Origin of the sequence: Chelativorans composti, assembly GCF_039541695.1 — a bacterium.
Lineage (GTDB): Bacteria > Pseudomonadota > Alphaproteobacteria > Rhizobiales > Rhizobiaceae > Chelativorans > Chelativorans composti.
The window spans coordinates 1-2,032 of sequence record NZ_BAABGS010000004.1 but is presented as its reverse complement, the minus strand read 5'-3'; the positions used below and the strand labels follow the sequence as shown (position 1 = coordinate 2,032).

3 protein-coding genes are annotated in these 2,032 nt (G+C 59.2%); 2 read left to right on the top strand and 1 reads right to left on the bottom strand.

Features of this window, described 5'->3' with window-relative positions:
* On the top strand, positions 1 to 241 hold a 241-nt coding region (locus tag ABD906_RS00445), incomplete at its 5' end, for a hypothetical protein (RefSeq protein ID WP_345097616.1).
* 382 nt (positions 242 to 623) lie between these two features.
* The gene (locus ABD906_RS00440; protein WP_345097615.1) at positions 624 to 1,343 is read left to right on the top strand and encodes an outer membrane protein; all 720 of its coding nucleotides are present in this window, start codon (positions 624 to 626) and stop codon (positions 1,341 to 1,343) included.
* A gap of 412 nt (positions 1,344 to 1,755) precedes the next feature.
* Here ABD906_RS00440 and ABD906_RS00435 read toward each other — a convergent pair.
* The coding region (locus ABD906_RS00435) for an integrase core domain-containing protein (protein ID WP_345097609.1) at positions 1,756 to 2,032 on the bottom strand (277 nt) is incomplete at its 5' end.

The following is a 2,032-nucleotide window of genomic DNA, read 5'->3' as shown; positions in this document are numbered from 1 at the left end:
TCGTGACGATCTCGTCGGGCTTGTGTCGCTTGTTGGCCATTGTGGTCCTCCTTCATGGTCAAAACCATACTTCAAGGTGGACCCGTTCAATGGGGGTGGATCACTGATCGACTGGACAGACGAGGGGGCCTATGAGCGCTTTGTCTCTGACCCGACCGTGCCACCGACAATGGCCAAGGGCGGCGCAAAGGGTCGTCCGAAGTTCACCCCGTTGTCCCGGATTGGTCGCTTCCAGGCATGAAGAGATTTTCATCTAACGCGATCCGGGATGGTCCGCTCTTTGCGGCTGGCCTACGAGACGGGCTAGAGAGAAGGCGACCAGCAAGTCGCCTTCTTTCGTAGAGCTCCACAACCGCGGCACAGGCTCTTCAAGGGGGGGGTTGTGTTCACGGAACACTTCAAGTAATGACGAAATTGCTTGCGGGGTAACGACCGTGAGCGGGGCTTCGAAACCCCTCTGCGGCGACTGGTGCAGCCGTCATTGCACTCTCCGACGAATTGGTCGGGGAGACCTGCGTCCCATACCGAAAGGTATGGTCATGTCCAGGGCGAAAGCCTAAAGGCGCGGGCGCTCTCCGCAGAGAGTTTCGAACTTCCCGATCAACTCGGCTGGAGGGCGAATCTTGAAATCCATTATCGTGCTTGCCGCAGCAGCGGCTCTAGTTTCCACACCCGTCATCGCGGCGGACAATTTCCAATCACCTGACTCCTTCAACTGGAGCGGCACCTATGTTGGCGCCTTTGTCGGCTACGGCTGGGGGCAGATGCATGATGTTGCAAATCCTGCCGCTGACAAAAAGGACATTGAAGGTGTCGTGGGCGGAGCACAGCTTGGCTACAACTGGCAGCTGCCGAACAATATTGTTCTTGGCGTCGAGGGAGATGCTTCGTTTGCCGATGTGAAGAACTCGTGGATTGATCCAAACCAGTATTCCGGCTACTACACCGAGGACAAGGTAACGGGTCTTGCCACCCTGCGCGGGCGTGTTGGCTATGCCGTCGATCGGTTCCTTCCGTATGTAACCGGTGGTTTGGCCGTTGCCCGCACGAAGCACGTGCTCGGCTGCAGCCCGGACTACGTAACTGCAACTAGCGGAAGCTGCCTGAACTACAACAGGCAGCCCTTCGAAACGTCGAGTTCCAAGACGCGCGCCGGCTATAGCGTTGGCGCCGGCGTGGAATACGCGTTTAATGATCAGCTGTCGCTGAAGGCCGAATATCTTTACACGGATCTTGGCAAGGACAAGGTGGTCCTCAAGGATCCCAACTTCACGAACCTGAACGAGCGCAACTTCCGCACGGATTTCCACACCGTTCGCCTGGGTGTGAACTACAAGTTCTGACGGCGGAAGTCTCCGGGAAATGCGGCCAGGCACGTCTTCGGGCATGTGCCTGGCCTTTTCATTTCCGTCCCATAAAAACGACAGCAGCGGCGAGGCGCACCTGCCGCTTTCGGGAGAAGTGCGCGATGTCCCGTGTGGGCGCAACTCTTCCCTGAGGTTCGAGGTGGAAGGAGACTGGCTACAGCCAACCCTTCCTGAACTGCGCCACATCAGGTGCAGAACCGATTTGCCAGCCTGATCCTGAAGGTCCTGCCCGCCGGAGGACGGGAGCGGGGACATCCCTGCTCAATGTTGCCGTCGATCGCTTTCCCGGAAGCGCTCCGCGCCAGGCCCCATCCCGGCCAACGAAGTGCTGGAACAAAACATGATGCTTTGAACCGCGCCGGGATTGCCGGAGGCATTTTGGTTTGAGTCACGCTGCCATGGCCGGCTCTTCGAGCATAGCGTAGTAGCGTTCCTCGGCTTCGGCCGGCGGGATGTTGCCGATGGGCTCCAGCAGCCGGCGATTGTTGAACCAGTCGACCCATTCCAGCGTCGCGAACTCGACGGCCTCGAACGAGCGCCACGGCCCGCGTCGATGGATTACTTCGGTCTTGTACAGGCCGTTGATCGTCTCGGCGAGAGCGTTGTCGTAAGAGTCGCCGACGCTGCCGACGGAGGGCTCGATGCCCGCTTCGGCCAGGCGCTCG